Origin of the sequence: Micromonospora sp. NPDC049274, from assembly GCF_040678875.1 — a bacterium.
In the GTDB taxonomy this organism is placed as follows: domain Bacteria; phylum Actinomycetota; class Actinomycetes; order Mycobacteriales; family Micromonosporaceae; genus Micromonospora.
On record NZ_JBFAQS010000013.1, the window covers coordinates 1 to 25,615 of the forward strand.

24 protein-coding genes are annotated in these 25,615 nt (G+C 72.3%); 9 read left to right on the forward strand and 15 right to left on the reverse strand.

The features are described from left to right. Positions 1-248 precede the first annotated feature (248 nt). The gene (locus AB0K10_RS22805) at positions 249-536 is read left to right on the forward strand and encodes a hypothetical protein (protein ID WP_363686482.1); all 288 of its coding nucleotides are present in this window, start codon (positions 249-251) and stop codon (positions 534-536) included. A 31-nt stretch (positions 537-567) separates the two neighbouring features. On the opposite strand, the gene AB0K10_RS22810 is transcribed toward AB0K10_RS22805, so the two are convergent. After that, positions 568-990, reverse strand: coding sequence for a MarR family transcriptional regulator (locus AB0K10_RS22810; RefSeq protein ID WP_363686484.1), 423 nt, complete (start codon positions 988-990; stop codon positions 568-570). 177 nt (positions 991-1,167) lie between these two features. On the opposite strand from AB0K10_RS22810, the gene eno reads away from it, so the two are divergent. Continuing rightward, positions 1,168-2,487, forward strand: a complete 1,320-nt coding sequence (gene eno, locus AB0K10_RS22815) for a phosphopyruvate hydratase (protein ID WP_363686486.1) — start codon at positions 1,168-1,170, stop codon at positions 2,485-2,487. An 18-nt stretch (positions 2,488-2,505) separates the two neighbouring features. Here the strand turns inward: eno and AB0K10_RS22820 are convergent, their stop codons facing one another. The 5 genes from AB0K10_RS22820 to AB0K10_RS22840 form a co-directional block, all read right to left on the reverse strand. Continuing rightward, entirely contained in the window at positions 2,506-3,915 is a 1,410-nt protein-coding gene (locus AB0K10_RS22820) for a class II fumarate hydratase (RefSeq protein ID WP_363686488.1), read from the reverse strand. 35 nt (positions 3,916-3,950) lie between these two features. Then, entirely contained in the window at positions 3,951-6,932 is a 2,982-nt protein-coding gene (locus AB0K10_RS22825) for a BTAD domain-containing putative transcriptional regulator (RefSeq protein WP_363686490.1), read from the reverse strand. 258 nt (positions 6,933-7,190) lie between these two features. Beyond that, on the reverse strand, positions 7,191-8,858 hold the full coding sequence (locus tag AB0K10_RS22830) for a fumarate hydratase (protein WP_363686492.1): 1,668 nt from the start codon (positions 8,856-8,858) through the stop codon (positions 7,191-7,193). Between the two features lie 105 nt (positions 8,859-8,963). Beyond that, positions 8,964-10,448, reverse strand: a complete 1,485-nt coding sequence (locus AB0K10_RS22835) for a PQQ-binding-like beta-propeller repeat protein (protein WP_363686494.1) — start codon at positions 10,446-10,448, stop codon at positions 8,964-8,966. Between the two features lie 49 nt (positions 10,449-10,497). Continuing rightward, a complete protein-coding gene (locus tag AB0K10_RS22840) occupies positions 10,498-11,004 on the reverse strand; it encodes an Lrp/AsnC family transcriptional regulator (protein WP_363686496.1) in 507 nt (168 codons plus the stop codon). Between the two features lie 130 nt (positions 11,005-11,134). Between AB0K10_RS22840 and hppD the strand changes: the two genes are divergently transcribed. The 6 genes from hppD (at position 11,135) to AB0K10_RS22870 (ending at position 16,950) form a co-directional block, all read left to right on the forward strand. After that, entirely contained in the window at positions 11,135-12,340 is a 1,206-nt protein-coding gene (gene hppD, locus AB0K10_RS22845; protein WP_007465990.1) for a 4-hydroxyphenylpyruvate dioxygenase, read from the forward strand. Between the two features lie 11 nt (positions 12,341-12,351). Then, positions 12,352-13,098, forward strand: a complete 747-nt coding sequence (locus AB0K10_RS22850; protein WP_363686498.1) for an RDD family protein — start codon at positions 12,352-12,354, stop codon at positions 13,096-13,098. Further along, a complete protein-coding gene (locus tag AB0K10_RS22855) occupies positions 13,095-14,120 on the forward strand; it encodes an RDD family protein (RefSeq protein WP_363686500.1) in 1,026 nt (341 codons plus the stop codon). The genes AB0K10_RS22850 and AB0K10_RS22855 overlap by 4 nt, the downstream gene beginning before the upstream one ends. Continuing rightward, positions 14,117-15,220 carry a histidinol-phosphate transaminase gene (gene hisC / locus AB0K10_RS22860; protein WP_363686502.1) on the forward strand — a complete coding sequence of 368 codons (1,104 nt, stop codon included), beginning with the start codon at positions 14,117-14,119 and terminating at the stop codon, positions 15,218-15,220. Before AB0K10_RS22855 ends, hisC begins: the two co-directional genes overlap by 4 nt. A 133-nt stretch (positions 15,221-15,353) precedes the next feature. Next, entirely contained in the window at positions 15,354-15,908 is a 555-nt protein-coding gene (locus tag AB0K10_RS22865; protein ID WP_363686503.1) for a hypothetical protein, read from the forward strand. A 160-nt stretch (positions 15,909-16,068) separates the two neighbouring features. Next, entirely contained in the window at positions 16,069-16,950 is an 882-nt protein-coding gene (locus AB0K10_RS22870; RefSeq protein WP_363686505.1) for a hypothetical protein, read from the forward strand. Positions 16,951-17,004: 54 nt separating this feature from the next. Here the strand turns inward: AB0K10_RS22870 and AB0K10_RS22875 are convergent, their stop codons facing one another. The 6 genes from AB0K10_RS22875 to AB0K10_RS22900 all read right to left on the reverse strand — a co-directional run bounded on the left by AB0K10_RS22875 (position 17,005) and on the right by AB0K10_RS22900 (position 21,912). After that, a complete protein-coding gene (locus tag AB0K10_RS22875; protein ID WP_363686507.1) occupies positions 17,005-17,382 on the reverse strand; it encodes an LPXTG cell wall anchor domain-containing protein in 378 nt (125 codons plus the stop codon). 88 nt (positions 17,383-17,470) lie between these two features. Then, positions 17,471-18,727, reverse strand: a complete 1,257-nt coding sequence (locus tag AB0K10_RS22880; RefSeq protein ID WP_363686509.1) for a PQQ-binding-like beta-propeller repeat protein — start codon at positions 18,725-18,727, stop codon at positions 17,471-17,473. 85 nt (positions 18,728-18,812) lie between these two features. Then, the gene (locus tag AB0K10_RS22885) at positions 18,813-19,295 is read right to left on the reverse strand and encodes an SRPBCC family protein (RefSeq protein ID WP_363686511.1); all 483 of its coding nucleotides are present in this window, start codon (positions 19,293-19,295) and stop codon (positions 18,813-18,815) included. A 140-nt stretch (positions 19,296-19,435) separates the two neighbouring features. Next, positions 19,436-19,645 (reverse strand): DUF397 domain-containing protein, encoded by a 210-nt coding sequence (locus tag AB0K10_RS22890; protein WP_007466013.1) that lies wholly within the window; start codon positions 19,643-19,645, stop codon positions 19,436-19,438. Positions 19,646-19,849: 204 nt separating this feature from the next. Then, positions 19,850-21,046, reverse strand: coding sequence for a fumarylacetoacetase (gene fahA, locus AB0K10_RS22895; protein ID WP_363686513.1), 1,197 nt, complete (start codon positions 21,044-21,046; stop codon positions 19,850-19,852). Next, positions 21,043-21,912 carry a hypothetical protein gene (locus tag AB0K10_RS22900; RefSeq protein WP_363686515.1) on the reverse strand — a complete coding sequence of 290 codons (870 nt, stop codon included), beginning with the start codon at positions 21,910-21,912 and terminating at the stop codon, positions 21,043-21,045. Before AB0K10_RS22900 ends, fahA begins: the two co-directional genes overlap by 4 nt. 94 nt (positions 21,913-22,006) lie before the next feature. Here AB0K10_RS22900 and AB0K10_RS22905 point away from each other — a divergent pair, with 94 nt between their 5' ends. Next, positions 22,007-23,173, forward strand: coding sequence for a homogentisate 1,2-dioxygenase domain-containing protein (locus AB0K10_RS22905; protein WP_363686517.1), 1,167 nt, complete (start codon positions 22,007-22,009; stop codon positions 23,171-23,173). A gap of 158 nt (positions 23,174-23,331) precedes the next feature. On the opposite strand, the gene AB0K10_RS22910 is transcribed toward AB0K10_RS22905, so the two are convergent. Genes AB0K10_RS22910 through ispD form a run of 3 tightly spaced genes read right to left on the reverse strand, consistent with a single transcriptional unit; the run spans position 23,332 to position 25,565 of the window. Next, positions 23,332-24,360 (reverse strand): tetratricopeptide repeat protein, encoded by a 1,029-nt coding sequence (locus AB0K10_RS22910; protein WP_363686519.1) that lies wholly within the window; start codon positions 24,358-24,360, stop codon positions 23,332-23,334. A 10-nt stretch (positions 24,361-24,370) separates the two neighbouring features. Then, positions 24,371-24,853 carry a 2-C-methyl-D-erythritol 2,4-cyclodiphosphate synthase gene (ispF, locus tag AB0K10_RS22915; protein WP_363686521.1) on the reverse strand — a complete coding sequence of 161 codons (483 nt, stop codon included), beginning with the start codon at positions 24,851-24,853 and terminating at the stop codon, positions 24,371-24,373. 16 nt (positions 24,854-24,869) lie between these two features. Then, complete coding sequence (gene ispD / locus AB0K10_RS22920) at positions 24,870-25,565, reverse strand: 2-C-methyl-D-erythritol 4-phosphate cytidylyltransferase (protein WP_363686523.1); 696 nt, start codon at positions 25,563-25,565, stop codon at positions 24,870-24,872. Positions 25,566-25,615: the final 50 nt, after the last annotated feature.

The following is a 25,615-nucleotide window of genomic DNA, read 5'->3' on the forward strand; positions in this document are numbered from 1 at the left end:
CGATCTGTTCCCGCTCCAGCGGGCTCAACCTCGACGCCATAACCACCCCAACGAAGAAAACGGAAGGGTGTTGCAACCACCGGTTGAGCCCGCCCGGCTGACGGAAACTGTCCAAGATCTCGAAGGTCTAGGCGGATTGCGGCCGGTTCTGGCGCGATCGGCCACGATCTCGGCGACGTGGCAGCCGACGCGAGGCGGTTCGCGGGGTGATGACGCCAGAGGACTCAGCTCGAAAGGAACCCCACACCATGTCCCGGACCGCCCCGGACGACCGCGCGACGATGCCTCGTCGACCGCACCTGCCGCTGCGTCCACTCTGGCTCTGCCGGGTCTGCGCCGGGCCCTGGCCGTGCGCAGTCGCGCGGCTCACCCTTCGGCAGGAGTACGCCCACGACCGGATCGCATTGAACATCTACCTGTGCACCGTCCTGCACGACGCGGCGGCGGACCTGTACCGGCTCAACCCGCACGACGGCCCGGATCCCGCGGCGCTCTACGTCCGCTTCCTCGGCTGGGCGGCACTGCCCGAACCCTGACCCTCGCCGCCAGTGGCCCGGCGGGCGGCGCTCAGCGCATGGCGAGCCGTTCCAGCAGGGCGGCGCTGCGGGCCAGCAACGCCCGCTCCTCGTCGGTGAGTTCGGCCTCGATGGCCTGGGCGAGCCAACCGGCCCGGCGATTGCGCTCCGCTTCCAGCGCGGCCCGACCCGCGTCCGACAGCTCGACAAGCGACTTGCGGCCGTCGGTGGGGTGCGCCCGGCGCGTGACCAGGGCCTGTTCCAGGAGCAGGCCCACCGCCCGGGCCATCGACTGGGGGCGTACGCGCTGGTCGGCGGCGAGGTCACTGGTGGTCATGGCGCCGTCGCGGTCGAGTGCGCCGAGCACGGCGATCTGACCGAGCGGGATGCGGTCCTCGTGCTTGACCCGGCGGGTGAGCTTGCCCATCGCGGTCCGCAGTTCGGCGGCGATGGCGGCGGCTTCCGAGGTGGGCACACGGCACTTTACCCCGTTCGTCAGCACCACTGGCCACCTGACCTGCACAGCAATGCTGCTCAGCGGGGCTGTTCAGCCTAGCTGTTAAGCCTTGCTGTAGGGTTCGGTGCTGTCGGGCTCAGCGCCAGCGTTGTCGCAGCTGGGGCCACGGCACACGGCAACGGAAAAGGACCTCCCATGTCCGCACAGACAGCCGCACACGCAGCCACAACCGTCACCGCCGCCATCGACGCCGTCACCGCCCGCCGCATCCTCGACAGCCGGGGCAACCCCACTGTCGAGGTCGACGTCAGGTTGGTGGACGGTTCGCTGGGTCGGGCCGCAGTCCCCTCGGGCGCCTCCACCGGGGCCCGGGAGGCCGTCGAACTGCGCGACGGAGACCCCACGCGCTGGCACGGCAAGGGCGTCGACCGCGCGGTGGCAAACGTCAACGGGGAGATCGCGGCGGCCGTGCGCGGCCGGGACGCGGCAGACCAGGCGGGTCTGGACGCCGCGCTGATCGCCCTCGACGGCACCGCCACGAAGTCTCGGCTCGGCGCCAACGCGATCCTCGGCGTCTCCCTCGCCGTCGCCAAGGCCGCTGCGGCGGCCCACGGCCAGCCCCTGTACCGCTACCTCGGCGGTGCCGACGCCCACCTGCTGCCGCTGCCGATGATGAACATCGTCAACGGCGGCGCCCACGCCGACAACCCGCTCGACTTCCAGGAGTTCATGATCGTTCCGGTGGGCGCGGACACCTTCGCCGAAGCCGTCCGGATGGGCAGCGAGGTCTTCCACACCCTGCGCCGCGACCTGCTGGCCGCCGGGCACTCCACAGGCGTGGGCGACGAGGGTGGGTTCGCGCCCGAGCTGCGTACCGCCGAGGAGGCGCTCGACTTCGTGCTGAGGGCCATCGAGGGCGCCGGCTACCGCCCCGGCACGGACATCGGCCTGGTCATGGACCCGGCGTCATCGGAGTTCTTCCGCGACGGCGTGTACGACTACGCGGGCGAGGGAGTGCGCCGCACCCCCGCCGAGCACGCCGACTACCTGGCCACGCTCATCGACGCCTACCCGATCGTCTCCATCGAGGACCCGATGGCGGAGAACGACCTGGACGGCTGGCGCGAGCTGACCGCTCGCGTCGGTGACCGCTGCCAGCTCACCGGTGACGACGTGTTCTGCACCAACGAGACGCTGCTGCGCGAGGGCATCCGCACCGGCGTCGGCAACTCGGTCCTGGTCAAGGTCAACCAAATCGGCACCCTGACCGAGGCGCTGGCCACGGTGGCCACGGCCCACCGGGCGGGCTGGACCGTCGTCATGTCACACCGCTCCGGCGAGACGGAGGACACCACAATCGCGGATCTGGCGGTGGCCACCGGCTGCGGTCAACTCAAGACCGGCTCGCTGTCGCGCTCCGACCGGACGGCGAAGTACAACCAACTGATCCGGATCGAGGAGGAGCTGGGCGATTCGGCGCGCTTCGCGGGCCGCTCCGCACTGCGCCGGGCGTGAGCAGCGCCCGGCACCCGGTCAGGGGTGGGTCATCCGGAGCAGGTCGAGCACCTCGTCGAGCTGGGTCTCGGTGAGCTTGCCCGAGTCGACGTGACCTCGGGAGATCACGACCTCCCGGATGGACGCCTGCTTGGCCAGCGCCTCCTTGGCGATCGAGGCGGCCTCGTCGTACCCGAGGTAGCGGTTCAGCGGAGTGACGATCGACGGCGAGCCCTCGGCGTACGCCAGGCAGACCTCGGCGTCCGCGACCAGGCCGGCCACCAGGCGGTCGGCGAACAGCCGACTCGCCGCGGCCAGCAGCCGGATCGACTCCAGCAGGTTGCGACCCATCACCGGCAGCATGACGTTCAGCTCGAAGTCGCCCTGCGAGCCGGCGAACCCGACCGTCGCGTCGTTGCCGATCACCTGCGCGCAGACCTGCCGCATGGCCTCGGCCACCACCGGGTTGACCTTGCCCGGCATGATCGACGACCCGGGCTGGAGGTCGGGGATGCGCAGCTCCCGCAGGCCGGCACGGGGGCCGGAGCCCATCCAGCGGATGTCGTTGGCGACCTTGTAGAGACCCACTGCGATGGTGCGTAGCTGCCCCGAGGTCTCCACCAGCGCGTCGCGGGCGCCCTGCGCCTCGAAGTGGTTGCGCGCCTCGGACAGCGGCAGCCCGGTCGACTCGCGGAGCCTGCCGATCACCGCGGCGGCGAAGCCGAGCGGCGTGTTGATCCCGGTGCCCACGGCCGTGCCGCCCAACGGCAGCTCGGCCAGCCGGGGCAGCGCCCCCTCCAACCGCTCGATACCGTAGCGGACCTGGGCGGCGTACCCACCGAACTCCTGCCCGAGGGTGACCGGGGTGGCGTCCATCAGGTGGGTACGCCCCGCCTTCACCACCGTCTCGAACTCGGCGGCCTTGCCCTCCAGCGCCTCGGCGAGGTGGGTCAGCGACGGCAGCAGATCCTCCGCGATGAACTGGGTGGCCGCCAGGTGGATCGAGGACGGGAAGACGTCGTTGCTGGACTGGGAGGCGTTGACGTGGTCGTTCGGGTGGACCGGCGAACCCAGTTCCCGGCTCGCCAGGGTCGCGATCACCTCGTTGGCGTTCATGTTGGACGACGTACCGGAACCGGTCTGGAACACGTCGACCGGGAACTGGTCGTCGTAGCCGCCGTCGGCCACGTGCGCTGCGGCAGCGGCGATCGCCGCGGCCACATTGGCGTCGATCACGCCCAGCTCGCCGTTGACCTCGGCTGCCGCGCCCTTGATCTGCGCGAGCGCCTTGATCTGGGCCGGCTCGATGCCTCGGCCGGAGATCGGGAAGTTCTGCACCGCGCGCTGGGTCTGCGCCCGCCACAGCGCCTCGGCGGGCACCTCCACCTCGCCCATCGAGTCACGTTCGATCCGGTAACCGGTCGCCTCTGGAGTCGTCACGCGTACCATCCTGCCGCGCCCGTGGCCGACTCGCAGATGATCCGTCAGCCCAACTCGGTGAGCAGCCGTTCCGCCTCGTGCCAATCCGGGACGTCGAGCTGCCGGAGCAGAGACAACGCCCGGGTCAGGTGCAGCCGGGCGGAGGCGGGGTCGGTCTTTCGTACACAGCGGGCGATGCCCTGAAGCGCCATCGCCTGCTCGTAGCGCGCACCCAGCCGGCCGGCGTCGACGAGCACCCGGCGATGCAGGTCGAGCGCGCTGGCGGCGTCTCCCTGCTCCAGCACGGCCAGGGCCAGCAGGTTACGGGAAGCGCACTGAGCGATCCGGTCGCCGGCCTCCGTCATCGCCACCAGGGCGTCCCGGTGCAGAGCCGCGGCACGTTCCGGCTTCCCGGCGTTGCGCTCCATCACACCGATCTCGTTGAGCACCTCACCCTCGCCGAATCGATGGCGCGCCTTGCGCCTCAGGTACAGCGCAAGCCGCAGAATTCGACGAGCCGGGCCCACATCCCCGAGCCGGTGACGAATCATGCCGAGGTGCCCGAACGCGTGCGCGGTCTGCGCCATGTCCCCGGCCTGTCGGGCAAGTACGAGGTGCTGCCGGGCGATGGGCAGCGCATCGGTGTACCGGCCCCACCCGATCAGCCCACAACACAGGTTGTTCAGCAGGTTTGTCAGTTCGTCACCGTCACCCTGGCCATTGATCATGTCGAGAGCCTCGTCGAACTTCGCCTTGCCCTGGCGATAGTCGCCGTTCGCGGAGTACGAGAGACCCAGATTCCACAGCGTGCTGAGCACGTCGCCACGCAGCCCGTGCCGGCGGCGCAGGTCGAGCGCCACCTCCATCGCCCTGATCGCCTCCGGGAAGCGGGCCAGCCGGAAGTACGCCGAGGCGAGGTAGTTGAGCATCGCGGCCACGGCCGCCTCGTCGCCCAGCCGTTCGGCCGCTCGGAGGCCGATCGTGTGGGTCTCGACCAGCTCGTCGAGGTGCCCGCCGTCGAAGTTGAGCCGCCAACAGGCCCGGGCCAGCTGCCAGCACTGAGTCGGGAAGCCCTCCTCCTCGGCGACCCGGACCAGAGCGGTGAGCCCGGGGAGGTTCTCCTCGAACCACGCCCGCCCCTCGGCGACCGGGACGGCCAGCAGGTCGGGCCGGCCGGCTGTATGCGCGGGGAGGTTGCGGCGGCTGCCCGCCGCCTCGGTCGTCCGGGCGATCTCCAACGTGGCGGAGAGGTGGTAATCGAGCAGCCGCTCCAGCGCGGCCTGACGCTCAGCCTGACGCTCCGGGGCGGCGAGCAGCAGCCGAGCGTACTCGCGCAGCAGATCGTGCAACCGGTACCGGCCGGGCTGCGCCTCCTCCACCAGATGCGCGTCGACCAGCTCGTCCAGCACGTCCTGGGTGTCGGCCAGGGGCAGTTCCGCGAAGGCGGCGGCCACCCGACTGTCCAGCCGTCCGCCGGGGTGCAGACCCAGGAGCGGAAACAGCCGCTGCGCCTGCGGCGAGACCTGCGCGTACGACAGCGCGAACGCCTGCCCCACCGAGCGCTGACCGGCGGTCAGCTCGGCCAACGCGCCCGCCCCGGCGAGCAGCCGCTCGGCGAGGTCGGCGACCCGCCAGCGGGGCCGGTGCGCCAGACGGGCGCCGGCCAGCCGGATCGCGAGCGGCAGGTGACCACAGCGCCGCGCCACCTCGGCTGCCGCCTCCGGTTCGGCGGCGATCCGCTCCGCGCCGGCCACCCGGCCGAGCAGCTCGATCGCCTCGTCGGCGTCCAACACGGGCAGCGACGAAGGGCGGCCCTCGTCGAGCCCGACCAGTCGGCGACGACTGGTGATCAACACCAGACAGTGCGAGCCGTTGGGTAGCAGCGGTGTCACCTGATCGGCGGTGGCCGCGTTGTCCAGCACCAGCAGGGCACGTCGGCCGGCCAGCTCGGTGCGCCAGAGCGCCAGCCGGTCGTCCGTGTCCTCCGGTATCCGCTCGGCCGGCACGCCCAACTGGCGCAGCAGGGTCGCCACTGCCGTGGTCGGCATCAGGGGCCGGCGCTCACTGTGGCCGTGCAGGTCGATGAAGAGCTGGGCGTCCGGGTAGCGGTCGGCGAGAGCGGTGGCGACGTGCACCGCGAGCGTCGTCTTGCCGCTGCCGGCCATGCCGTCGATGACCTGGATCCGGGTGCCGTCCTCCTCGATCTCCTTGACCAGTCGGGCCACCGTGTCCTGCCGACCGGTGAAGTCGCCGATCGCCCGGGGCAGTGAGCGGACCGGCGCGATCGGCCGCGGCTCCCGGCCGGCCAGGGCCAGGTCGCCGGCGAGTACGCGCTGGTGCAGCGCCTGCAACTCGGCGCCTGGTTCGATGCCCAGCTCGTCGGCGTGCAACCGCCGGCCCTCACGGTAGACCGCGAGGGCGTCGGCCTGTCGACCGACCGAGGACAACGCCAGCATCAGTTGGCCGCGCAGACGCTCCCGCAACGGATGCTGGTCGACGCTCTCGGTCAGCTCCTCGATCAGCTCCGCGGCCCGCCCGAGGCGCAGCTCGACGTCGACGCACTCCTCCAGAGCGCTGAGGCGCTGCTCGTCGAGCGTCTGTGCCCGTCGGCGGACGCTGCGGCTCGGGATACCACCGAGCGCGGGCCCCCGCCACAGTGCCAGGGCAGCGCGGAATCGCTCATCCGCCTCGGCCAGTCGCCCGGCCGTGAAGGCGGCGCGGGCCGTCTCCACCGTACGGGCGAAGACCTCGGCGTCCAGGTCGGTCGGGGCGATGCGGACGCCGTACCCGGCCGGGTCGGTGACGATGATGTCCGAGGCGAGCCCCAGCTCGGCGAACCGGCGACGCAGCCGTGACACGCAGGTGTGCAACTGCGCCCGGGCGGTGGCGGGCGGCTGTTCCTCCCACACCGCGTCCACCAGCTCGTCGACCGGCACCAGCCGGCCGGAGCGCAGCAGCAGCATGGCGAGCACGATCCGATCGCGACCGGCGGTGACGGTGGACTCGCCACCGCCGACGCGCAGAGGCCCCAGGATCCCGAACCGCATCTGCTCCCCCGTGTCGATGCCACAACGTCCAGCAGCGTAGCCCGGCGGTCACGGATCGCGGCATTGCGGTGATAGTGATCTGAGAGCGGATCGAGGGTGGTCCACCGGAGACTCAGTCCGGGTTGTCGGTGACGGCATCCGACGGGGGCGGTGCGCCCGGCCCACCCCAGCGGGGCGGGCGCACCGATGTCGGTGAGCACGGGCGACGAAAGGGTGCCGGGCGAGTCCGCCCGGCACCCTTTTTCCGTTGCTGTGGAGTCAGCGCCGACCGACGGTGAGCACCGGCTTGGTGACCTCGGCGAAGAAGTCGTTGCCCTTGTCGTCGACGACGATGAAGGCGGGGAAATCCTCCACCTCGATCTTCCAGACCGCTTCCATGCCCAGCTCGGGATATTCGAGCACCTCGACGTGCTTGATGCAGTCCTGGGCGAGGCGGGCCGCGGGGCCGCCGATCGAGCCGAGGTAGAAGCCGCCATGCTGCTGGCAGGAGCGGGTCACCTGACCCGACCGGTTGCCCTTGGCCAGCATCACCTGCGAACCACCGGCGGCCTGGAACTTCTCCACGTACGCGTCCATCCGGCCGGCAGTGGTCGGGCCGAACGAGCCGGACGCGTACCCCTCGGGGGTCTTCGCCGGGCCGGCGTAGTAGACGGCGTGGTCACGCAGGTACTGCGGCATCGGCTCGCCCGCGTCCAACCGCTCGGCGATCTTGGCGTGGGCGATGTCGCGGGCCACCACCAGCGGGCCGGACAGCGACAGGCGGGTCTTCACCGGGTACTTGGACAGCTCGGCGCGGATCTCGTCCATCGGCCGGTTCAGATCGACCCGGACGACCATCTCGGCGTCGAGCGCGTCGTCGGTGACGTCGGGCAGGAACCGCGCCGGGTCGGTCTCCAGTCGCTCCAGCCAGACGCCCGACGGGGTGATCTTGGCGACGGCCTGCCGGTCGGCCGAGCAGGAGACGGCGATCGCCACCGGGCACGAGGCGCCGTGCCGAGGCAGCCGGACCACCCGCACGTCGTGGCAGAAGTACCGGCCGCCGAACTGCGCCCCGATGCCGAAGTTGCGGGTCAGCTCCAGCACCTCCGCCTCCAGCTCCAGGTCCCGGAAGCCGTGCGCGCTCATCGACCCGGAGGTGGGCAGCGCGTCGAGGTACTTGGCGCTTGCGTACTTCGCGGTCTTCAGCGCGTACTCGGCGGAGGTGCCGCCGATGACGATGGCCAGGTGGTACGGCGGGCACGCGGCCGTGCCGATCAGCCGCAGCTTCTCCTCCAGGAACTGCATCATCCGCGTCGGGTTGAGCAGTGCCTTCGTCTCCTGGTAGAGGTAGGACTTGTTGGCCGAGCCGCCACCCTTGGCCATGAACAGGAACTTGTACGCGTCCGGGTGCCCGTCCGGGTCCTCGGCGTACAGCTCCACCTGGGCCGGCAGGTTGCTGCCGGTGTTCCGCTCGTCCCACATGGTCAGCGGGGCGAGCTGGGAGTAGCGCAGGTTGAGCCTGGTGTACGCCTGGTAGACGCCCCGGGAGATGGCCTCGGCGTCGGCGCCGTCGGTCAGCACGTGCCGGCCGCGCTTGCCCATCACGATCGCGGTGCCGGTGTCCTGGCACATCGGCAGCACCCCGCCGGCCGCGATGTTGGCGTTGCGCAGCAGGTCCAGCGCGACGAACCGGTCGTTCGGCGACGCGGCCGGATCGTCGATGATCGCCCGGAGCTGGGCAAGGTGCGCCGGGCGCAGGAAGTGCGCGATGTCGTGCATCGCCTCGGCGGTCAGCGCGGTGAGCGCGGCCGGCTCCACGGTGAGGAAACGACGGCCCCCCGGGCCGTGTACGACGTCCACGCCCTCGTCGGTGACCAGGCGATAGTCCGTCTGGTCGGGACCGGTCGGCAGTAGGGGGGCGTACGAGAATGGGGCGGCACTGCTCATGAGCGGCAAGCCTAGGGCAGACCGGTCGATCATTCCCACCCGCCGGGCTGGGTCTGGGACGCCGCTCTCATCCGCCCGCCCCGCAGCGCTCCGGTGGCCGCCTGCTCAGCCGTCCTTGCCGCCGTCGGGATCGGGGCAGAGTTCTCTCTTCGGCCCGCAGCCGTCGTCGCCGTCGTCGTTGCCGTCGTTGCCCGATCCGGGGCCGGTGCCGCCGGGGCCGGGGTTGCCACCGTCGCCGGGCGGCGGGACGGGGGCGCCTCCGGTGGCGCCGAAGCGGACGTACCCGATCTCCCGGCCCTCGCCGATGATCATGCCATGCGACCCGACCGCGAGGGCGTTCGCGGAGGTTCGCAGGACGGCCAGTTCCCGGCCGGTACGCGGTTCGACGGCCACCAACCGGGACGGCTTCTCGTCGGCGAGCACCGCCGCGTACGGGGTGAGGGCGGCGCCGGCCTTGGCACTGGCCGGGCGGGTCCACCGCACCCGGTCCGCGCCGAGTTCACGCGACACCACCGAACGCTTGTCCGCGGAGCGGAACACCGCGTAGCGGTCGTCGACCGCGACGAGCTTGGTGCTGGCCTCCCCGACCCAGAGCAGCCGCCCGTCGTACCCGTCGATGACGGCCTCGCGGCCGTCCGGGCCGACGCCGATCAGCACGTTGCGCGCTCCCTGCGGGTCCTCGCGCTGGACGCAGCCGGCGGTGTCGGCGGTACGCAGGTTGACCCCGGCCCGCTGCCACGCCTCCTGCCCGGTCGCCGGGTCCCGCGCCGAGATGGCGAAGTAGCAGGTGCCGTCCTGGGAGCGGGCGGCGATCCGCAGCATCCGACCGCCCACCACGGAGAGCCGCTCGTCCCGGCCCGGCTCGACGTTCTGCAGCACCCGGCCGGTAGCGGTGTCGACGACGTGCACCCGGCCGTCGACCGGGAAGCCGAGCAGCGGGGGCACCGGCTCGGGCCCGGCCACCCCGTCGTCGATGCGGGTGGAGGTGAGCCGGCGGGTGCCGCGCAGGCCCGGGTTGTCGGCGAGCAGGCCGCTGTGCACACCGGGCAGAAAGGCCGTCCACAGTGGGGCGGTGCCGCGCGGGTCCCACGCGCTCAGGGTGCAGTCGGTGGCGTCCGAGCAGCGGGCGTCCAGCAGCAGATTGCGGTACGTCCACACGGCCACGGCGTCGTCGTCGCGCCGACGGGTCGCCCCGGTGGTCGGGTCGAGCAGCTCGTACCCCTTGACCAGGAGTTTGCCCACGGCGACGACCGCGTCGCGGTCGCCGCCCGCCACCGCCGACCAGTCCGCCTTGCGTTCCCAGAGCTGGGTGCCGGTGGCCAGGCTGCGGGCCTCCACGCGGGTGCGCTGCTCGACCACGACGGCGTCGCCGGCGATGGTCACGCTGCGCGGGGTGCCGCCGACCCGCTGCTGCCAGACCACGTCCGGCTCGGAGATGGGTTCGCTGCGGTCCACCCACTCCCACAGGCCGGGGAACGGATTCCACACGCCGGTGGCGGCGAGAGCGACGACCACGGCGAGGCCGAGCAGCAGCCCACCGCGCACGCTCCCCTTCGCCACCCGCACACCGTAGCCACGTTCACGGATCATCCGTACGCCCCGCGCCGCCGTGTCGCCGCGCTTTCTGGGCCCGGAGGTGTTACGTGGGTGTTCGTCCCTCTGCCCGGACGGCGCTGCGGACGAGCGGGAGCGTGCGGTAGGGAATTTGCTCCGCCAGCGCGATGATCGTCGACGCGCGGGTGATGCCGGCCGACGAGACGATCTGGTCGATGACCCGTTGCAGGTCGGTGTTGGAGCGGGCCACGATCCGGCAGAGCAGGTCGCTGGAGCCGGTGATGGTGTGCGCCTCCAGCACCTCGGGGATCGCCGCGAGGTGGGCGGTGACCGGGTCGTGGCCGTGCCGCTGACTGATCTCCAGGGTGACGAAGCTGGTCACCCCGAACCCGATCGCGGCCGGCGAGATCTCCGGGCCGAAGCCACCGACGACACCCCTGTCGACGAGCTTGTCCAGCCGGGCCTGCACGGTGCCCCGGGCCACCCCGAGCCGCCGGGAGCACTCCAGCACCCCGATCCGCGGCTCCTCGGCGAGCAGTTCGATCAAGCGCACGTCGAGCGCGTCGAGCTGTACAGCCTGCTCACCATTCACGGGTTCACACCATACCGAATGCACAACCTGACCAGCATTTACACCGACAGTTGCCCACTCGATGCCCGCCCCGGGATCCTTCGGTCAGGAACCGGCCCACGAGGCCGGCCGGTACGCGAGGGAGACCACCATGACCCAGGCGATCGACCGACCCCAGTCGACCGAGGACGTCGACGTCGACCGGCTCGTCGGCGCTGTCGACCACGACATCAGCCACGACCCGTTCCCCGTCCGTGGGCTCGACCACGTGCACTTCCTGGTCGGCAACGCCAAGCAGGCCGCGCACTACTACTCCACCGCCTTCGGCATGACCTGCGTGGCGTACCGGGGCCCGGAGCAGGGCTACCGGGACCACGCCCAGTACGTGCTGACCAGCGGCTCGGCCCGGTTCGTACTGACCGGCGCGGTCCGCCCGGACGCCGACGGCGCCGAGCACGTGGCGAAGCACAGCGACGGGATCAGCGACATCGCGCTCGAGGTGCCGGACGTCGACGCCGCGTACGCCCACGCCGTCGCCCAGGGCGCCACAGGCGTCGTCGAGCCCCACGAGGTGAGCGACGAGAACGGCACCGTCCGGATGGCCGCCATCGCCGCGTACGGCGACACCCGGCACACCCTGGTCGACAGGTCCCGCTACCGCGGCCCGTTCCTGCCCGGCTTCGTGGCCCGCGGCCCGATCGTGGACCGGCAGCCGATGATCGACGCCGGCATCCAGCCGAAGCGCTTCTTCCAGGCCGTCGACCACGTGGTCGGCAACGTGGAGCTGGGCCGGATGGACGAGTGGGTCGAGTTCTACAAGCGGGTGATGGGCTTCTCCAACATGGCGGAGTTCGTCGGCGACGACATCGCCACCGACTACTCGGCGCTGATGAGCAAGGTCGTCGCGAACGGCACCCGGAAGGTGAAGTTCCCGCTGAACGAGCCTGCCATCGCCCGCAAGAAGTCGCAGATCGACGAGTACCTGGAGTTCTACCAGGGCCCGGGCGCCCAGCACATCGCCGTCGCCACCAACGACATCGTGGCAAGCGTCGACGCGATGCGCGCCGCCGGTGTGGAGTTCCTGGACACCCCGGACTCGTACTACGAGGACCCGGAGCTGCGCGCTCGGATCGGCAACGTCCGGGTGCCGATCGAGCAGCTCAAGGCCCGCAAGATCCTGGTCGACCGGGACGAGGACGGCTACCTGCTGCAGATCTTCACCAAGCCGGTCCAGGACCGCCCGACCGTCTTCTTCGAGCTGATCGAGCGGCACGGCTCGCTGGGCTTCGGCAAGGGCAACTTCAAGGCCCTCTTCCAGGCCATCGAGCGGGAGCAGGAAGCCCGCGGCAACCTGTAACACTGTCGAGCGTGACGCAGCCTCCGCCGTACCCGACGCCGCCGGTCGGTGGGCCTCCGCCCGCCGCCGGCGGCCTCGCGCCGCCGCCCGGCCCACACCCTCAGGGGTACGCCGCGCCGCCGCACCACGCCCCACCCGGGTACGCCGTCCCGCCGCAGTACGCCCCGCCCGGGTACGCCGGGCCACCGTGGTATCCGGGGCCGCCCCGGCCGATGGTCCCGCCGCCGACGCTGAGCCCGGGTGGGCAGCCACTCGCCAGCTTCACCGACCGACTGCTGGCCTGGCTCATCGACACGGGACTCGCCACCGCCGTCTCGCTGGTGCTGTTCATGCCGGTCTTCCTGATCCTGTGGTGGCGGATGTTCAGCGAGATGACCCGGACCAACGCGGACGGAACCTTCGTGGAACCCGACCCGGCCACCTTCTTCACCACCTTCTTCCTGCCGATGCTGCTGGCCGAGGCCGCGCTGCTGGTCGTGCTGCTCGGGCTCTACTGGCTCTACCACGTGGAGTACCTCAAGCGTGACGGTCAGACGCTCGGCAAGAAGATCATGAAGGTCCGCGTGGTGCCCCTCGACCCGACCCGCACGCTCGACCGGCGGATGGCCGGCCGGCGGTGGCTGGTGCAGTTCCTGGCGTCCTCGTTCCTTCCGGGTCTGAGTTACGCCGACGGGCTGTGGCAGCTCTGGGACAAGCCCTGGCAGCAGTGCCTCCACGACAAGGCCGCCGAAACGATTGTCGTTAAGGTGGCTTCGTGAGCGTGCAACCCGGCTGGTATGTCGACCCCGCCGACACCGAGACCCGACGGTACTGGGACGGCGAGGGTTGGCTCGGCGCGCCCATTTCCGTCGACGCCATCCCGCCGGACGGGCCGCCGCCGCCCGAGCCGCCGCCCACGCCGGTCACCCCGCCCGAGCCCGCCACCGCTCACCCGGTGAGCACCCCGCCTGGTTGGCCGCCGCACTCCGGGCCGGCCCCGCAGCCGGGAAACCCGCAGGACAACCCGTACCCGGGGTACGGCCCGCAAGCCGGCCAGCCCGGCTGGGCATCACCGGGCACGCCGCAGGGCACGCCGCCCGGCTGGCCACCGCAGGCCGGTCCCAGCGGCTGGCCACCGCAGGGTGTACCACCCGGCTGGGCCCCGCCCGGCGGTCCTCCCGGCTGGCTCAGCCGACCGCCCGAGCCTCGGCCGCACGGGCTCAGGTTGGCCGGTTACGGCCGCCGGCTCGTGGCCCGGCTGATCGACTTCGGCCTCGTGTTCGCGCTGAACGTGCTGGTCAACGGCTGGTTCGTCTGGCGGTGGCTGGACGAGCTGATGCCGTACTGGCGTGAGGCGTTCCGGCGCGGCATGGAGGGCAACACCTCCAGCGAGGGGATGCCGCCGATCAGCGAGCAGACCGGGCTCCTCCAGGTGGTGATCGTGCTGATCGCCACCGCGCTGTGGCTGGCGTACGAGGTGCCCGCCATGGCCGCCAGCGGGCAGACCATCGGCAAGCGACTGATGCGGATCCGCGCGGTCCCGCTCTCCGCCGACCAGCCGTTGGGCTTCGGTCGGGCGCTGAACCGCTGGACGACGCTGGGCCTGCCCACCCTGCTCTGGTACTGCGCCGGGCTCGGCCTGCTGCTGCAACTTGTCGACTCCCTGTCCCCGCTCTTCGATCATCCGCTGCGCCGGGCATTCCACGACAAGCGCGCGCAGACGGTGGTCGTCGAGGTCCCCGCCACTACCGCTTCCCCCGCCCCGGACGACCACCCCCAGCCCTCGGGAGACACCCCATGACCGACTCCGGACGTCACCAGCCGGCGCTGCGACTGACCCGCGCCGACCTGGACGCGCTGCCCAACTACGTGCCGGGGCGCAGCCCCGCCGACCTGGCGCGCGAGCTGGGCCTGCCGGAGGCCATCAAGCTGGCCAGCAACGAGGTGCCGTACGGGCCGCTGCCGGGTGTTGTCGAGGCGGTCACCGAGGCGGTCACCACCTCGCACCGCTACCCGGACATGGGCGTGGTGGCGCTGCGCGACGCGTTGGCACAGCGCTACGGCGTGGACGCGGACCGGATCGCCACCGGATGCGGGTCGGTGGCGCTCGCCGAGCACCTCGTCCGGGCCACCTGCCTGCCCGGTGACGAGGTGCTCTACTCGTGGCGGTCGTTCGAGGCGTACCCGATCATCGCGGCGACCAGCGGCGCGACGAGCGTGCGGGTGCCCAACGACGCCGGGCACGGGCACGACCTGGCGGCCATGACGGCGGCGGTGACCGACCGGACGCGGATGATCCTGGTCTGCAACCCGAACAACCCCACGGGCACGGCCGTACGCCGGGCCGAGCTGGACCGGTTCCTCGACGCGGTGCCGGACGACGTGCTGGTGGTCATCGACGAGGCGTACCGGGAGTTCGTCACGGACACCGAGGTGCCCGACGGTCTCGACTACCTGAACCGGCCGAACGTGGCGGTGCTGCGCACTCTGTCCAAGGCGTGGGGCCTCGCCGGGCTGCGGATCGGCTGGCTGGTCGCCCAGCCGGTGGTGGCGGCGGCCATCCGCAAGGTGGTGACGCCGTTCTCCACGAGTACGGCGGCCCAGGCCGGCGCGCTCGCCGCACTGACCCAGGCCGGCGAGATGGAGCGCCGCTGCGCGCTTGTCGTCGCCGAGCGGGATCGGGTCACCGAGGCGCTGCGCAAGTTCGTGCCCGACGTGCCGACCAGCCAGGCCAACTTCGTCTGGCTGCCGCTGGGCGACCGGGCCGTGGCGTTCGGCAAGGCGTGCGAGGCGCGCGGGGTGATCGTCCGGCCGTTCGCCGGGGACGGTGTGCGGGTCACCATCGGCACTCCTACCGAGAACGACGCGTTCCTCGCGGCGGCGGAGGCGGCGCTCACCTGAGTGTCCGCACGTCACCCATCGGGGCCATAAGGCCCGTTTGTCTAGTTATGCGTGTTATTTGCCCTATCTTCCGAAGTAGCTGGTGCGGCGCGGACCCGCGCCGGCTCACTTCGAGAAAACGGGGTAACGAACAGTGCGTACTGCCAAGATCTGCCTCGCCGGAGCGGCTGCCGCCGCGATGGTGGGCTTCCTCGCGGCGCCGGCCGCCGCCGCGCCAACCGACACCACGACTGTCACCTTCGAGGTGCTCGCCGGCACCCTCGACATCGACGCGCCGGCCACCGCCGACCTGGGCAGCGGCGCGCCCGGCAGCACCATCACCGGCCAACTCGGCCCGGTAACGGTCACCGACTCCCGGGGTGCGGCGGACGCCTCCTGGGTGGCCTCGGTAACGGCCACCGTCTTCCAGACCGGCGGCGGCACTCCGGCCGAAACCGTCCTGCCCGGGGAGATCGACTACTGGTCGGGCCCGGCCACCGCGACCACCGGCACCGGCACCTTCACGCCGGGCCAGGCCAACGCGGCCGCCGCGGCGCCACTGGACAGCGTCACGCCACTCACGGCGTTCACCCACACCGGTGGCACCGGCGGCAACACGGCGACCTGGAACCCGACCCTGATCGTCAACGTCCCGCTGGACAGCATCGCGGGCATCTACACCGGCACGGTGACACATTCGGTCGCGTAGCCGCCGGGGGCGGTCGACCATCGCGGTCGCGCTCGCCCTGTTCTGCCTCGCCGGTCCGGGTCTGTCGACCCGGGCCGGCGCGGCCGAGCCGGGCGACGACGACCGTCTCGGCATCCGACTGCTGGAGGCGCCGAGCAATCGTCGCGACGACCCCCGGGCGTTGCGGTACATCGTCGACCACCTGCCGCCCGGCACCACCATCAAGCGGCAACTGTTGATCACCAACCGCACCGACGACGCCCGCCGCATCGACGTGTACCCGGCGGCGGCGACCCTGGAGGGTTCGGCCTTCAAGTTCGGCGAGGGTCACGCCGAGAACGAGCTGACCTCGTGGATCACCCTCGACCAGACGGCTGTGGAGGTGGAGCCGTGGGGCGAGGCCCGGGTCCGGGCGACCATCACGGTGCCGCCGGAGGCCTCCCGTGGCGAGCGGTACGGGGTCGTCTGGGCGTCCGCCACCTCCGCGCCCCGGACCGGCGGCGAGGTCACGCAGATCCACCGGGTCGGCGTCCGGATGTATCTCGACATCGGCCCCGGCGGTGAACCGGCCTCCGACTTCGCCATCGGCGACGTGCGGCCGGCCCGCAGCCCCGAGGGCGTGCCGTCGGTGACCGTCCAGGTCACCAACACCGGCGGCCGTGCCATCGACCTGACCGGCACGGTCACCCTGAGCGACGGACCGGCCGGCAGCCGGGCCGGCCCGTTCCCGGTCGGGCAGGGCGTCACCCTGCCCCCGGGCGGCGCCGGGCAGGTCGTCGCCCGGCTTCCCGCCGATTTGTCGAATGGCCCCTGGAAGGCCGAGGTGCACCTGGAGAGCGGGCTGGTGAAGCGGAGCGTGACCGCGCAGATCAGGTTCCCCGACCCGGGCCAGGCCGGCCGCAAGGGCACTGTCGTCTCCCGCATGCTGTCGCCCTGGACGCTGGGGGCGACGGTGGCGGCACTGCTGCTGATCACCGGTCTCGCGGTGCTCCTGCGGCGGTCCCGTCGCTCCCGTCGCACCCCTGCCGCCGCACCCCGCGAGCGGGTCCCGGCCGGACGCTGAGACTCGCCGCCGACCGGCCGCTGAAGCCCATTGGCGGCCGGTCGGCGGCGTGCGTCAGCTGGGTCGGCGGCGGCGGGCAGCCAGCCAACCGACGGCCAGCAGAGTCAGGCCCAGCGCGACGAGGAGCAGAACCGACCCACCCGAGCCGGTGACAGGCAACTCTCCGCCGTGGCTGGGCGTCGGGGTGATCGGGTGCCGGGTCGGCGGTTGCGTTGGCGTGGCAGTGGGGGTGGGGGTGGGCGGGGTGACTGTCGGCGAGGCCGGCACCACCTCGAAGGTGACACTCGTGTCGTCCGACGGCGCGGCCCGTACGGCGGCGAACGCGGTCGCCGACGGCCAGTCCGACGCCAGCGTCGGAGGCACCGTGATCACGAGACCCGTGGTGGCCGCGAGCACGCCACCGACCCACCATCTGGCTGCCCTGTTGCCCATGCCGACCCCCTCCACCGGAAACCTGAACCGTGAGAAAAGTACCTTTTCTGGTCAGATGCGGTGAAAGTTTCACGGTCCAGTGCCCCGATCAGGTGGCGGCCAGGATCACCGCCTCCGAGGTCAGGTAGTAGCGCTGGTCATCGCCGTTCGGGTCGACCGGCTCGCGCAACCGTTCCACAGCTACGTAGCCGTCTTCGGCGGCTACCGCCCCGGGTGCCCAGCCCGTGCCGTCCGAGCCGACGTTGAGCGTGTAGCGGGAGAGCAGCGCGCCGGTCGCCGGGTCGAGCGTCACCAGCTCGTTCGCCTCGGTCAGCAGGTGCACCCGGCCGGGCTGCACCGCGAGCACCCGCCCCGGGCCCAGGCCGGGGAACCGCCACAGCTCCGCGCCCGTTCGCGCCGAGCGTCCCACCGCCACCCCGTCGACGACGGCGACGGCCTGGTCACCGGCCAGGGTCGCCCCGGCCGGGTCCAGCGCGGGCGCGGCCAGCGGCTCGCCACTGCCCAGCAGCCAACCGCGACCACCGGCGTCCCCGGGGCCGGCCGTCCGCAGGGCCAGGCAACCCGACCGATCGGTACGACAGCCGAGCGGGGTGACCACCAGCCGATCCGGAGCGCCCGGCGGCCGCCAACGCTCACCCACCACTCCGGTCGCGGCGTCCCGGAACTCGACAGTGGCGGGCCCGGCGCAGGTGTCCAGCCCGATCAACTGCCCGGTCGCCGTGGTGCCGAGGTCGCTGCGGCAGTCGCCGGGCAGGTCGGCTCGCCACAGCTCCCGGCCGCCGGCCACGTCCACTCCGCGCGCCTGCGTGTCCCCGGTGACCGTCAGCACCGTCCGGCCGTCGGCGAGGTCGGCGAGGAGGAGCCCGCGCGGGTCCCAGACCGTGGCGGCCCCGGTCCGCCGGACCACAGCCGCACTCCGGGCCGGCACCGGGCCGTCCGCCCGCCACCGCACCCGCCCGGTGGACGCGTCGAGCGCGACGAGCCGGCCGTCGGACCAGCGACTGATCACGGTGCTGCCGCTCGCCACCACCCCGGTCAGCTCCGCCGGCCAGCGCCGGTACGACCAGTAGGGAGTGGTCCGATGCCGCCCGTCGACAGGCAGGTCGGCGTAGACCTGACGGTGTGCGGCGTACACCCGCAGCCTCCCGTCCACGATCAACGGGGCGACGGGCAGCCGACCGACCACACCGGCGGCCGGTCGGGGCGCGGCCGGATACGCACCACGCGCCGGCGTGCTCACCTCGGCCGGCGCGAGCACCCGGTGGACGATGACCGCGACGGCCGCCACGGCGAGCAGCACCGCCACCGCCAGCACGAGCCGTCGCCGGCCCCTCGGGAACCCCATGCCGCACCTCCGCACGGCACCCTACCCAGCGCAATCGGCCGGACCCCGGCCAGGTCGTACGGGCCGCGAGGTGTCGACGGGCGGGTCAGGCCGCCTCGACCGAGCCGAGGACGCCGGCCGCGACGGCCAGGTCGGCGAGATCACGACGGAGCGCCACCTCGACCGCCCGCGCGGCGAGGCCGCCGAGCAGCAGTGCCACCACCCGGCCGTACGGATCGGTCGGCACGGCTTCCTGGGCGACGGTGATCGCCGTGCGAGCCCGGCGGCGACGCCGCACCGGCCGCAGGTTCCAGGTGATCCGGTAGTCCGCACCCGCACCGGAGGAACAGAGCACCAGCCGCTGCGGCGCGAGGGCCTCCACCACCAGGAACTCCTCGGTGAGTGTGCCGCCGCCCGGCTGGAGGCGGTCCTCACGCCAGGCGGTGCCCGGCCCGAACGGGCCCGGGGTCAACACCTCGATCGGGCCGGCCGCGGTCAGCCGACCTGCCCGGCCGGGCAGGTCGGTCAGCAGACGCCAGACATCGCCAGCGCTCGCGTCGATAAAACCGGTAACCGCCACCGTCGACATGCCGCCCTCCCGTGTCGTCGACGGTACGCGCGGTGAGGGCCGGACGAGGCCCCCGGGCGAAATTTCCACCACCCGGAGGCCCCGTTGTCCGTTCCGGCGATCGTCCGGCACCTGTCGTTGACAGGTGCCCGACTCGCCGGTCAGCGGTCGAAGCGGCCACCCCTGATCGCGCCGATGAACGCCGTCCACCCCGGAGGGCTGACAGCCAGCGTGGGGCCGGCCTGGTCCTTGGAGTCGCGGAGGGCGACCAGACCGAGGACGTCGACCAGGTTGTCCGCCACCTCCACGCAGAGTCCCTGGTCGTTCGAGCGACTGCTGGTGCGCCAGAGCGCTCCGGTGAGATCGTGCATCGTCGTTACCTCCGTGTGCGTCGGGATGCCCCCCACCACCCGCAGCCGGGCGAGATCCGGCCGTACGGATGGCGGGGCGACGTGGTCCGGATGACCAACGGGGTAACCAGGCTCGGTGATCGCACAGACGGTGCGAGCGCGAGTCTCATCGATGAGATGGAGGCGCTCAAACGTGAGCGGAGGCGCGCGCTCCGGCCAGCCGGCTCAGCGGGCCGGCCGGACCGTTCCGGTGACCTCGCCGAGGGCGATGGTGGTGCCGTCCGGGCCGGGCGCGGTGGCGGTGAGGGTAACGGTGTCGCCGTCGGCGAGGAAGGTACGGCTCTCGGTGCCGACCTTCGCGGGCTCGGCCCCGCCCCACGTCAGCTCCAGGAACGAGCCGACCTGGGAACGGTCCGGGCCGGAGACGGTGCCCGAGGCGTACAGGTCGCCGGTGCGCAGGGACGCGCCGTTGACGGTGAGGTGCGCCAACTGCTGAGCCGGGGTCCAGTACATGCCGGCGAACGGCGGTTCGCTGACCCGCTCGCCGTTCCACTCGACCGCGAGCCGCAGGTCCAGCCCCAGGTGCGGCACGTCGCGCAGGTAGTCGACGACCGGCGGGTCCTGGTCCGGAGCCGGCACGAAGGCGTCGGCCAGCGCGTCCAGCGGCGTCACCCAGGCCGAGACCGAGGTGGCGAAGGACTTGCCGAGGAACGGGCCGAGCGGCTGGTACTCCCACGCCTGGATGTCGCGGGCCGACCAGTCGTTCACCAGCACCACCCCGAAGACATGGTCGGCGAAGTCGTCGACGGACACCCGGGTGCCCAGCTCGCTGGGCACACCGACCACGAACCCGACCTCGGCCTCGATGTCGAGGCGTACCGACGGGCCGGTGACCGGGCCCTCGGCGGACGCCCGCTGGCCGGTGGGCCGGATCACCGGTGTGCCGGAGACGACGACAGTGCCGGCCCTGCCGTGGTAGCCGATCGGCAGGTGCTTCCAGTTGGGCAGCAGCGGCGGCTGACCGGGGCGGAAGATCTGCCCGACGTTCGACGCGTGGTGCTCGGAGGAGTAGAAGTCGACGTAGTCGGCCACCTCGAACGGGAGCAGCAACTCCACGTCGGCCAGGGGCACCAGCAGCGGCTCCACCGCCGGACGGTGCGTCACGTCGGTCAACAGCTCGACGATCCGCTGACGCACCGCGGTCCACTGTGGGCGGCCCAGCGCCATGAAGTCGTTGAGGGTGGGTCGGCACAGCGCGCCGGCGGCGAGCACCAGCTCGGCGGTCTCCGCACCCGCCAGGTCGAACACCCACGACCCGATCCGTACGCCGATCCGTGGCCGGTCCCCGCCCGAGGAGAACACTCCGTACGGCAGGTTCGTCACCCCGTACGGCGAACCGTCAACGCCGCTCACCCAGGTCATGCGTCGTGCCCCCCGTTCACCAGCCCCAGCCGGATCAGATCGGTAAGTGGTTCCAGGATGCTGCACGAGCCGAAGCCGACCCAGAGTGGGCGCGGCGCGTCCAGCCGTTCGTTGGCGCGTTCGAGCAGCGGGCGCGGGTCGAGCGCGGTCAGCAGCTCGGCGACCACCCGCACGCTGTCCCCGTCGGCGGCGGCGAGCGTCGCGGCCAGCACGTTGGCGTAGCCGTGGTGGGTGAACCCGGTCTCCGGGTCGAGGTGGCGCACGGCCTGGTGCAGCCCGGCGGTGAGCTTGAACGGTAGGTCGCGGTCACGGCAGGCGCAGAGGACGGCGGCCAGCTCGGCGGGGGTGGGGAACAGCTCGGCGGCCAGCCCGCCGGTGCGGAACTTGGCGGCGATCGGCACGCCGTCGGCGCGGGCGGCGGCGAGCGCGTCCAGCGCGCCGAGCAGCCCGAAGGTCAGCGGAAGCTCGGCGTACACGGCTTCGACGCCCGGCATGGCGTCGGTCAGCCGCAGCAGCTCGGCGATGCCGGGCAGCGGATCCTCGCCGCGCTTGGCGACCGCCACCTCGACCTGCCGTGCGGTCACGCCGTCCGGCGCGAGGAACGACAGCGCGAAGGACAGCCGAGCGATCCCGGTGTCGCCGATCAGCCCGACCACCAGGCCCTCGGCCGGGTCGACGAGACCGCTCAGCTCACCGGCCGCGACGGTCGAGGCGGGGACGAGCAGCGGGCCGACGAGGTCGGCGTACCAGGAGGTGCGGTGCCGGCGGTGGGCGGCAAGGGCGTCGGGCAGCGCGGCGCTGCCCGGTGGGAAGACGGCGGCGTCGTCCACCAGGCCGTCGAGGAGCGCGGGCACCTGCGTTGACACGGAACAAGAATGTACGGGACGCTACGAGGAACGGACAACAGCGTCCGATTATCGGACGCCTTCGGCCGGTGCGCGGGATATATCGGGAGGCGAGATGCCGTACTACCGCAGCGTCGGCGAGGTGCCGCGCAAGCGCCACACCCAGTTCCGCCAGCCCGACGGCAGCCTCTACGCCGAGGAGCTGATGGGTCAGGAGGGCTTCTCCTCCGACTCGTCCCTGCTCTACCACCGGTACGCGCCCACCGCGATCCTGGCCGCCGACGAGTTCAGCCCGCCCACGTTCACCCGTACGCCGAACCTGCCGCTCAAGCCGCGTCACCTGCGCACCCACAAGCTCGACGCGGGCGGCGCCGACCCGATCCTCGGCCGCCAGTACCTGCTCGCCAACGACGACGTCCGCATCGGGTACGTGCTCGCCGACCGACCCTCGCCGCTGTTCCGCGACGCCACCGGCGACCACTGCCTCTACGTCGAGGCGGGCACCCTGCGGGTCGAGTCCCCCTTCGGGGCCCTGGAAGCGGTAGCCGGCGACTACGTCGTCATCCCCACCTCGACCATCCACCGGCTGGTGCCCACCGGCGACCAGCCCGTCCGGCTGCTCACCGTCGAGGCGGCCGGGCACATCGGCCCACCCAAGCGCTACCTCTCCGTCCGCGGCCAGTTCCTGGAGCACTCGCCGTACTGCGAGCGCGACGTCCGCGGCCCGGACGCGCCGCTGCTCGTCGACGGCGAGGAGGTCGAGGTGCTGGTCCGCCACCGCCGTGGTTGGACCCGCTACGTGTACGCCAACCACCCGTTCGACGTGGTCGGCTGGGACGGGCACCTGTACCCGTGGGCGTTCTCCATCCACGACTTCGAGCCGATCACCGGTCGCATCCACCAGCCCCCGCCCGTGCACCAGACCTTCCAGGGCCCCAACTTCGTCATCTGCTCGTTCGTGCCCCGCAAGGTCGACTACCACCCGCAGTCGATCCCGGTTCCGTACAACCACCACAACGTGGACTCCGACGAGATGCTCTTCTACACCGGCGGCAACTACGAGGCCCGGCGCGGCTCCGGCATCGAGCAGGGCTCGATCTCGCTGCACCCGTCCGGCTTCACCCACGGGCCGCAGCCGGGCGCCGCCGAGCGTTCCATCGGCGCGGACTACTTCGACGAGCTGGCGGTCATGGTGGACACCTTCCGTCCCCTCGACCTGTGCGACGCGGCGCGCGCCTGCGAGGACGAGGGTTACGCCTGGACTTGGGCGCGTCGTTCCTAGTCGCTTTGTGGGGGTTTTCGCCGGAGCCCGCCCGCTCTGGGCGGTCAGGCTTGATCCCGACGCGGGCGGGCTCCGGCGAAAACCCTGACGTGGGCTAGCTGACAGACGCTTGTTGAGCTGTTGGGGTTTTGCCTTGAGTTGGGTTGCCCTGGTGGGGGTTAGCGGAAGGTTGTTCTGGTGAAGATGGCGAACTCGGCTATCGCGGTGGCGACGATCGCCAGCACCAGCGGCCACGGGGAGCCGACCACCGCGTACACCAGCAGCAGCAGCGGCGCGGCGGCCACCGCGTAGATCGCCAGGGCCATCGTGCGGTCCACGCGCAGCATGGCGGGCAGGACGGTCCGGGTGAGCCCCGGCAGCCGAGCCGCGAGCTGCCAGACCACGACGCCGCCGGTGACGGCTGCGAGCACCGCCAGGACGCGGGAGAACCCGTCGCTCGTCGAGGCCGCGAACGCCACCACCACAGCGGCGACCAGCGACCAGCCCGCGCCGTAGAGCACCAGGCGGTACAGCCCGTACGCGAGGGTTCGCGGGGAGTCGATCCGGCTCGGCCCGAGCGTCACCGTCTCCGCCACCTGCTCCAACGCCTCCGCCCAGCGGCGCTGCTCCAGGCGCAGGACGCCCACGTCGTGCCCGGCGTCGCTGAGGCGCGGATCGAGCCGCAGGGCCTCCCGGTAGGCCCGCTCGGCCAGGTCGAACAGCCCCAACCGGGCCGCGACCAGGCTGAGCACCAGGTGCGCCTGCGGCTCCTGCGGGGCCAGCTCCACCCCACGCCAGGCCGCGTTCAGCGCCGGCTGCCCGTTGCGCGAGTCGGCCAGGATCGCCGCCGCGCTGCGCTGGGCGTACGCGTCGGTCGGCCCGAGCGCCAGGAGCCGATCGGCGGTGGTCGCCGCGTCGGCGTAGCGCCCCAGGTCGACAAGCGCCATCGCCCGGACGACGAGCGCCGGCAGGGTCTCCGGCGTGGCCGCCACTGCCGCGTCGGCCGCGGCGAGCGCATCGACCGGCCGGTCCGCGGCGAGATGCACCCGGGCCAGCATGGTGAGGGCTTGCGAATCCGCGGGCTTCAGTGCGAGCCCCTCGGTCAGCTCGCCGGCCGCCTCGTCGTGGCGTCCCAGCTCGGCGAGGAGCTGGGCCCGTTCGAGATAGCCGTCGCCGGCGAACCGGTCGGGGGCGGGTTCGGTGGACATCGCGGCGAGCCTAGGCGGACGGCGCGTCGTACACCAGGGCGACCGCGATGCCCGCCAGACCTTCCTCACGGCCGGTGAAACCGAGCCCGTCGGTGGTCGCGGCGGAGACGGTGACCGGGGCGCCGACGGCGCCGGAGAGCACCTGTTGGGCCTCGTCCCGACGGCGGCCGATCTTGGGGCGGTTGCCGACGATCTGCACGGACACGTTGCCGATCTCCATGCCGGCGGCCCGCACCCGGCGGGCCGTCTCGGTCAGCAGGGCCACGCCGGACGCCCCGGCCCACTCCGGCTGGCCCACGCCGAACGCGGCGCCGAGGTCACCGAGACCGGCGGCGGAGAGCAGCGCGTTGCAGGCGGCATGGGCGGCGACGTCGGCGTCCGAGTGCCCGGCGAGACCGTCCTGGTCGGGCCAGAGCAGGCCCGCCACCCAGCAGGGCCGGCCCGGCTCGAACGCGTGCACGTCGGTGCCGATGGCCACCCGAGGAACGATCATGAGCAGAGGTTACGCGTCAGCCGCCGGCGGCGAGCAGGTGCTCCGCCAGCGCCAGGTCGAACGGACGGGTGATCTTCAGGGCGTACTCCGAGCCGGGCACGCAACTCACCGCGACGCCCTGCTTCTCGACCAGGCCGGCGTCGTCGGTGAGCGGGTCGCCGGCCGCGGCGTGCGCGGCGGTCAGAACGGACCGGCGGAAGCCCTGCGGGGTCTGCACCGCCCGCAGTGCGGCCCGGTCGACGGTGCCCAGCACCACCTCGTCGACGTCGACCTCTTTGATCGTATCGACGACCGGCAGGACGGGGATCACCGCGGCTCGGCCGCGCCGGACCGCGGCAGCGACCGATTCGACGAGCTCGGGTGGGGTCAACGCGCGGGCGGCGTCGTGTACCAGGATGATCGACGGGCCTGCCGGCACCGCTGCCAGCGCGGCAGCGACCGACGCCTGCCGCTCGGCGCCACCGGGCACCACGATGACCGGCGCCACCGGGGCCAACAGCTCACGTACGCCGGCCACCTCGGCCGCGGGTGCGGCCACCACGATCGTGTGCACCGACGCGGCGGCGGCGAGCCGGCGCACGGCGTGCACCAGCAGCGGCTCGCCCGCGAGCAGGCGCAGCGCCTTCGGGCGGCCGGGACCGAGCCGTACGCCAGCACCCGCCGCAGGCACGAGGACCGCGACGTCACCGCGCGGATTGAGCTGCGCGGTCACGTCGCGGTCCTCGGTGGTTTCTTCACTACGAAGTGGGTACGACGATGCTG